Source organism: Bradyrhizobium sp. (genome assembly GCF_049586575.1).
Classification (GTDB): Bacteria; Pseudomonadota; Alphaproteobacteria; order Rhizobiales; family Xanthobacteraceae; genus Bradyrhizobium.
In genome coordinates this window covers 1-6,404 of sequence record NZ_JBAVCF010000351.1, presented here as the reverse complement: position 1 = coordinate 6,404, position 6,404 = coordinate 1, and the positions used below count along the sequence as shown (strand labels likewise).

The 6,404-nt window shown below is 61.5% G+C and carries 9 protein-coding genes and 1 pseudogene; 4 read left to right on the top strand and 6 right to left on the bottom strand.

Annotation, left to right across the window (positions count from 1 at the left end; genetic code table 11):
- Positions 1-392: Bug family tripartite tricarboxylate transporter substrate binding protein (locus tag WB528_RS13795; RefSeq protein WP_423888970.1), on the bottom strand; the 392-nt coding region annotated here is incomplete at its 3' end.
- 151 nt (positions 393-543) lie between these two features.
- Positions 544-765, bottom strand: a pseudogene (locus tag WB528_RS13790) (Asd/ArgC dimerization domain-containing protein); the annotation flags it as partial.
- A gap of 242 nt (positions 766-1,007) precedes the next feature.
- Here WB528_RS13790 and tgt point away from each other — a divergent pair.
- Entirely contained in the window at positions 1,008-2,141 is a 1,134-nt protein-coding gene (gene tgt, locus WB528_RS13785; protein ID WP_423888969.1) for a tRNA guanosine(34) transglycosylase Tgt, read from the top strand.
- A gap of 37 nt (positions 2,142-2,178) precedes the next feature.
- Here tgt and WB528_RS13780 read toward each other — a convergent pair whose 3' ends face one another.
- Positions 2,179-2,388, bottom strand: a complete 210-nt coding sequence (locus WB528_RS13780) for a hypothetical protein (RefSeq protein ID WP_423888968.1) — start codon at positions 2,386-2,388, stop codon at positions 2,179-2,181.
- Between the two features lie 281 nt (positions 2,389-2,669).
- On the opposite strand from WB528_RS13780, the gene cysK reads away from it, so the two are divergent.
- Both cysK and WB528_RS13770 read left to right on the top strand, forming a co-directional pair.
- Positions 2,670-3,647: a cysteine synthase A gene (gene cysK / locus WB528_RS13775; protein ID WP_423888967.1), complete on the top strand. Its 978-nt coding sequence runs from the start codon at positions 2,670-2,672 to the stop codon at positions 3,645-3,647.
- Positions 3,648-3,649: 2 nt separating this feature from the next.
- A complete protein-coding gene (locus WB528_RS13770) occupies positions 3,650-3,889 on the top strand; it encodes a BrnA antitoxin family protein (RefSeq protein WP_423888966.1) in 240 nt (79 codons plus the stop codon).
- A gap of 30 nt (positions 3,890-3,919) precedes the next feature.
- On the opposite strand, the gene WB528_RS13765 is transcribed toward WB528_RS13770, so the two are convergent.
- Positions 3,920-4,798 (bottom strand): DMT family transporter, encoded by an 879-nt coding sequence (locus tag WB528_RS13765; protein WP_423888965.1) that lies wholly within the window; start codon positions 4,796-4,798, stop codon positions 3,920-3,922.
- Positions 4,799-4,955: 157 nt separating this feature from the next.
- On the opposite strand from WB528_RS13765, the gene WB528_RS13760 reads away from it, so the two are divergent.
- The gene (locus WB528_RS13760) at positions 4,956-5,354 is read left to right on the top strand and encodes a RidA family protein (protein ID WP_423888964.1); all 399 of its coding nucleotides are present in this window, start codon (positions 4,956-4,958) and stop codon (positions 5,352-5,354) included.
- Positions 5,355-5,407: 53 nt separating this feature from the next.
- Here the strand turns inward: WB528_RS13760 and WB528_RS13755 are convergent, their stop codons facing one another.
- Entirely contained in the window at positions 5,408-5,974 is a 567-nt protein-coding gene (locus WB528_RS13755; protein ID WP_423888963.1) for a hypothetical protein, read from the bottom strand.
- Positions 5,919-6,293 (bottom strand): hypothetical protein, encoded by a 375-nt coding sequence (locus tag WB528_RS13750; RefSeq protein ID WP_423888962.1) that lies wholly within the window; start codon positions 6,291-6,293, stop codon positions 5,919-5,921. Before WB528_RS13750 ends, WB528_RS13755 begins: the two co-directional genes overlap by 56 nt.
- Positions 6,294-6,404 lie beyond the last annotated feature (111 nt).

Below are 6,404 nucleotides of genomic sequence, written 5' to 3'. Positions count from 1 at the left end.
CTCTTCTTGCTCACGGAGAGAACCATGGGTACGATCGCGACAAGACCGACCGGCGCGAGGTCCTGGCGCGGATCGAAGCCGATATTCGGAAACAGCCAGAAATTCGCGGCCAGCGAACCCATATTGCCGAAGATCAGCGTGTAGCCGTCGGCATCCGAGCGGACCACGCGGCGGGTTCCGACCGTGGCGCCGCCGCCGGTCACGTTCTCGACGACGACAGACTGGCCGAGGTCTTCGCCCATGCGCCTTGCTACGATCCGGGCCAGTACGTCCGTCGTGCCCCCGGCCGCTGCCGCGACGACGAGTGTGAGCGACCGGTTCGGGAAGTTCTCGGCCGCCGTGGCGTGCACGGACAAAAGAACAGCCGCGATTGTGGCGATCACTGACTTCATCATCGTCTCCCTGCGGTGCCTGGCGGCATCAGCCCACCATACCGATAAATGCGCAATGCCATAGGCAAATGCACGCCAGTTGATGCTGGCTTTCGTCGCTATGTCCGCCGATAGACGGACATGCTTTTTGTGATTGTGCGCCGTGGCAAGCCTACGGCAACAGCTCAGCGATCTGGATGGCATTGAGCGCCGCGCCCTTCAGTAATTGATCGGCGGCGACGAACAGCGAGATCGAATGGCCGATTGGATCACTGAGATCCCGGCGGATGCGCCCGACCAGGACCTCGTCCTGCTCTGACGCTTCGATTGGCATCGGGAAATAGTTTCTGACGCGATCGTCGACCAGCTATATGCCAGGCGCATTTGCAAGGATCTTGAAAAAGCCCCGGACCTTTCGGTGGCGGGGCTTCGGATCAGATGATGCGATCGTTCGACTACGCGCGCACGCCTCCCGAGCCCCCAGAGGGCTTGGTTTTGGTCGTGGTTTTGGCGGTCGCGGTCATCATGGGGCCGGACTTATGGGCAAGACTGAACGCGACGTCAACTGATTTTGCCACGAAAACCGCAAAGCAAACGGTTGAACAGGGCGCCTTTGTTACGCGATAAGCCGCTTCGATGACCGTTGCCAACCACTTCGAACTGCTTGCAACCGACGGCGGGGCCCGAACCGGCCAGTTGACGACGCCGCACGGCGTGGTGCGAACGCCGGCCTTCATGCCGGTCGGCACTGCGGGCGCCATGAAAGGCATGCACTGGCGCGAGGTTCGCGACGCCGGCGCCGATATCGTGCTCGGCAACACCTATCATCTGATGTTGCGGCCCGGCGCGGAACGGATCGCGGCGCTCGGCGGCCTGCAGCATTTCACCGGCTGGAACGGTCCGATGCTGACCGATTCCGGCGGCTTTCAGGTGATGTCGCTCTCAGAGCTTCGCAAGGTGAGGGAAGCTGCCGTCACCTTTCGCTCCCATATCGACGGCGCGATGGTCGAATTGTCGCCGGAACGCTCGATCGAAGTGCAGCGGCTGCTCGGCTCCGACATCGCGATGCAGATGGATGAGTGTGTCCGGTTGCCGGCCGAACACGGCGATATCGAGCGCGCCATGCAATTGTCGCTGCGCTGGGCGGAGCGCAGCCAGCGGGCGTTCGAGACCGCGCCTGCCGGCTACATGCTGTTTGGCATCGTCCAGGGCGGCGATGTTCCGGAGCTGCGGCGCGTGAGCGCGCAAGGCCTCGTTGAGATCGGCTTTCACGGCTATGCAATCGGGGGGCTCGCGGTCGGCGAACCGCAATCAGTCATGCTCGCAATGATCGAGGAGACAGCGCCCTTTCTCCCCGACGCGCGTCCGCGGTATCTGATGGGCGTGGGAACACCGGACGACATGCTGGAAGCGGTGGCGCGCGGTGTCGACATGTTCGATTGCGTGATGCCGACCCGTAACGGCCGCCACGGCATGGCGTTCACGCGGTACGGCCAGATCAATCTGCGCAACGCACGCCACGCCGATGACCCCCGGCCGCTCGATGAAACCAGTTCCTGGCCGTCCACGCGCAATTGTTCGCGCGCCTATTTGCATCATCTCGTCAGGTCCGGCGAGACCCTGGGCGCAATGCTGCTGTCGGAAATCAACATCGCCTACTATCAACATTTGATGAACGGGATCCGGCAAGCGATCTCACAGGGGACGTTCGCCAGTTTTCGCGAGCAGACGCGCGGCGACTGGGAAAAGGGCGACATCGCGGCGCGCTAGGGTTCCGTACCGGCAAAGAACTAGCGACGATTGGAACTCAGTTACACGCGAAACGCTTGAGCGAATGCTTGGTCACAAAGCCGTAACCGCAGGTATCGCAGGTCCAGAGGTAGCTGATGATGTCGTCCGCCAGGTAGGCTGACGCTTCAGCAGCCACCATGGAATCCGCGCAGACAGGGCACGTCGGCAGATCACTCCCACGGGGATTATGCGAGAGGGTGGACAGGACTTCAGCAGCTGCTGACATCGTGGCCTCCTTTGCGATCAGAGTGAGCCTAGCGCCGCCTATGGAAGTGCGCGTACTGCGAGGAAGCACAAACTTCGGAAGGTCGTCACCACCAGCACCATACAATAGTTTGTTTGACGATGTCGCAACACAAATGCGTTGGTTTTACGTTATTTGGTGCGGGACGCATTTTTGCGATGCAGCGAACTGTGGCGCAGGAATGCTTGAACTGCGACACGCTTTCACCGCTATAAAAAGCGAGCGTCTCATCCAAACATCGACACGCATCGGAGAAATGCGCCATGGAGAAATTGTCATCGACGCGTGCTATGCAGCATCGCGGCCGGGGCCGGGTGTTCGACAGCATCGTGGAAGCAATCGGCGATACGCCGATCGTGCGATTGGTACGGTTGCCGCAGCAGCGCGGGACGAAAGCGACCATTTTAGCCAAACTGGAATATCTCAGTCCTGCCGCCAGTGTGAAGGATCGCATCGGCGTTGCCATGATCGTGGCGATGGAAAAGGCCGGTCTCATTGATGCCGATACCGTCCTGATCGAACCGACTTCGGGAAATACCGGGATTGCGCTGGCTTTCGCGGCCGCCTCGCGCGGCTATCGGTTGAAGCTCGTAATGCCGGAGTCGATGTCGACCGAACGGCGCAAGATGCTGGCCTTCCTTGGCGCGGAAATTATCCTCACCCCAGCCGCCCAGGGCATGAAGGGATCGATCGCCACCGCCGAAGAGCTGGTGCGAACCACGCCTAAAGCCGTCATGCCCCAGCAGTTCAAGAATCTCGCCAACCCGGAAATTCATCGCCAGACCACGGCTGAGGAAATCTGGAACGATACCGGAGGCAACATCGACGTCTTTGTCGCGGGCGTCGGAACCGGCGGCACCATTACAGGGGTAGGGCAGGTGTTGAAGGCCCGCAAACCTTCGGTGCGGATCGTCGCCGTCGAGCCGGAGGAAAGCGCGGTACTGTCCGGCGGTCAGCATTCGCCGCACAAAATCCAGGGGCTCGGCGCCGGCTTCGTTCCCGAGATCCTCGATCGCTCCGTGATCGACGAAATCGTCAAGATCAGCAGCGCCGAGGCCATCGAGACCGCGCGCGCTTTGGCGCGCAACGAGGGGATCGCCGGCGGCATTTCCTCAGGCGCCGCGGTTGAGGCAGCCCTCAAGCTGGGACAACGTTCGGAAAACGCGGGCAAGGTCATCCTTGCGATTGTGCCTTCGTTCTCGGAGCGCTACCTCTCAACGGCTCTGTTTGAAGGAATCTGATCGTGCCAGACCAACCAAGGCGACGGCGAACCCTGAACGATGCCCGCTCCGAAGCGGAAGCCGCGTTCAAGAAGGCGACCAAGAAGGAACCGGAAGCGCCGCCGAAAACGGTCACGCTTCCCGGCGTGAAGGAACAGGTCTCGTTACGGATCGATCAGGATGTTCTCGAATACTTCCGGGAAGGCGGCCCCGGCTGGCAGGACCGGATCAACGACGCCTTGCGCAAGGCGGCCGGGAAATAGCGTCGACGACCCAGCCGCAGCCAAACCAGCTCAGGCTTTGACCGCCGCAGGCCTTGGCGCCGGCGGCTTCAGGTTCAGGAGATTGCCGGTCAGAATGAGCATCGCCCCCAGCACGGTGAAGCCGTCCATCCGTTCGCCGTAAATCATCCAGCCCGCCGCAGCGGTCAAGGGAACGCGAAGGAAATCCATCGGCAATACGATCGTGGCGTCCGCATACAGCATCGCGCGCGCCATGCAGAAGTGGGAGAAGGTCCCGCTGATAGCAACCGCGATCGCGCAGCCCCAGACATAAGGCGACGGCCATACCCAGACGTAGACAGTGGGGAGTGCGCCCGCCACGACCTGGACGGCAAGCATCCAGAACACGATCGCCACCGTCGTCTCGGTGCGCGTCAACGATTTCATAATGGCGACCGAAGTGCCGAAGCCGACTGCGGCCGCGAGCGCAATCAATTGGCCCGGATTGATCTCTCCTGTCGCGGGACGCACGATAACGAAGACGCCGATCAGGCCCAACGCGATGGCGGCGATCTTCCAGACGGTCATGCGCTCGCCGAGAAAGCTTGCGGCCAGGATCGCGGTCCAGATCGGCATCGTGAATTCGAGCGACACCACCTGTCCGAGCGGAATCAGCGTCAGCGCGTAGAACCAGCCGAGCTGGGCCGCATAGTGGAGCAGGCCGCGGCCGGCATGCAGGCGCAGCCGCGACGTCCGTAACGCCGCAAAACCTCCAGCGAGACGGATCAGGGGATACAGCATCAGAAGGCCGAGCGCTGAGCGGATTTCCATGATCTGGAAGACATTGAGTTCGCGCGTGGCCTCACGGCCGGCGACGGCCACCACCAGCATCAGGCTGAGCCAGCCCGCCATCCACAGCGCGGCCCTCGGTTTTGACGGCGTTCGGTTCATTGGAGCAGACAAACAACCCGGCCTATGGCGATGTGACGGACGAGACGTCCGCCAAGCAAGCCGGTATCGTCGAGCCCGCCGCCGTTTGCAACGGACAAAGTTGCCGATGCTATAATGCGCGACGAGGCGAACTCGCGCGATATTCAGGAGGATTCCGATGCGCATCTTGCAACCAGCCGACTGGTCGAAACCGCGCGGCTTTTCCCACGGCGTGGTGGTTGAGGCTCCCGGACGCTGGATCGTATTGGCCGGCCAGACCGGCGGCGACGAAAAGGGCGAATATTCGCCTGACATGGCAGCTCAGGTCGGCACGGCGCTGAAGCGCATCATCCGCCTGCTCGCGGAAGCGGACGCTGGCCCCGAGCATATCGTCCGGCTGACCTGGTATCTGACGAGCAGGAGCGAATACGAGGCGGCAGGCGCCGGGATCGGCGCGGCCTGGCGCGAAACCTTGGCTAAGAATTTTCCGCCCTCGACCTTGCTTTATATCGGCGGACTCGTCGACGCCCGGGCCAAGGTCGAGATCGAAGTGACGGCGTTTGTGCCGGACAAATAGAAGCCGGCGGCTCCGAGATGGCGAGCCGCCGGCGATTTTGTCTCGGTCAGGAATTAGCTTCGCGTCAGCGTAATCGAAGCGCCCTTGAACTGGTTCTCGGACCTGATGATCACCGATTGCTTGTTGCCTCGCGTCGTCAGGGAAATGTTCGCGGAAAATCCAGGCGCGTTGGCGATAACCTGAACCACGCCACCGCCCGCACGTCCTTCGATGTTGCCATTGATGTTGCGGGTGCTTTCGTTCCACGTCCCTGCAATCGCAGAACCCTGCGCCATGACGTTGCTCGACAGATTGAATTTGTAGCTGTCGCTTGCACAGGTCAGCGTCTGTTGCAGACCATTGCCGCCGGCGCCGACCGCATAGGTCGCGCGGCAACGGATGCGCTCGGTCGAGCCGTCGTCCAGTGTCACGGTGCCCGCGCCGCTCCACACACCCGCCATGCCCGCAAATGGCCCGCCGGACTGCGCGTAGCTACCGGTGCTCCAGGTGGATGCAACCAGCATCGCTGCGGCTGCAAAAATCAGGCGCCGCGTGACAGTGATAACGAGGGATTTCTTGTTGCCGTTATTGACGTGAAGCTTCCCATCGGCCACTGCACGGTACTCCCGCAGATGCTCCATTCCACGTCCCCCATCCGGCATTGCCACTCAGCTGGCCGTTCGCATATGCACCATTGATCGACACCCGCACAAGTCCCTCGTGGCCGATCGTGCCTGCGGCATCGGAACCGGGTGCTGAAATCTTGCCGTCGGCCACCGTGAGGGTCGAGCGCACGGTCGGTTCGCACGATCCGGCCTTGGTCACGATCGTGACATTCCAAATTCCGTCATAGGGAGTCTGGGCCGCCGCCGAATGGGCGCCAAGCACCGCACAGCCAAGCGCCGCAAATGCGGCGGCCGGCGTACCGGAACAAACTTTTGTAATGCGATGAATGCGCATGAATCGGGTCCCCGATGTGTGTAACTGCGACAGCTATTTCGCGACAATTATGGTCAAACTTTGGTGCACCGCATCATGATCTTAAAAGTGATGTAAAAACAAATACTTACG

Excerpts from the sequence above, each read along its gene's own strand:
- tgt (WP_423888969.1), top strand. The coding sequence starts at position 1,008 with ATGACCGTTGCCAACCACTTCGAACTGCTTGCAACCGACGGCGGGGCC.
- WB528_RS13780 (WP_423888968.1), bottom strand. The coding sequence starts at position 2,388 with ATGTCAGCAGCTGCTGAAGTCCTGTCCACCCTCTCGCATAATCCCCGT.
- cysK (WP_423888967.1), top strand. The coding sequence starts at position 2,670 with ATGGAGAAATTGTCATCGACGCGTGCTATGCAGCATCGCGGCCGGGGC.
- WB528_RS13765 (WP_423888965.1), bottom strand. The coding sequence starts at position 4,798 with ATGAACCGAACGCCGTCAAAACCGAGGGCCGCGCTGTGGATGGCGGGC.
- WB528_RS13760 (WP_423888964.1), top strand. The coding sequence starts at position 4,956 with ATGCGCATCTTGCAACCAGCCGACTGGTCGAAACCGCGCGGCTTTTCC.
- WB528_RS13755 (WP_423888963.1), bottom strand. The coding sequence starts at position 5,974 with ATGGAGCATCTGCGGGAGTACCGTGCAGTGGCCGATGGGAAGCTTCAC.
- WB528_RS13750 (WP_423888962.1), bottom strand. The coding sequence starts at position 6,293 with ATGCGCATTCATCGCATTACAAAAGTTTGTTCCGGTACGCCGGCCGCC.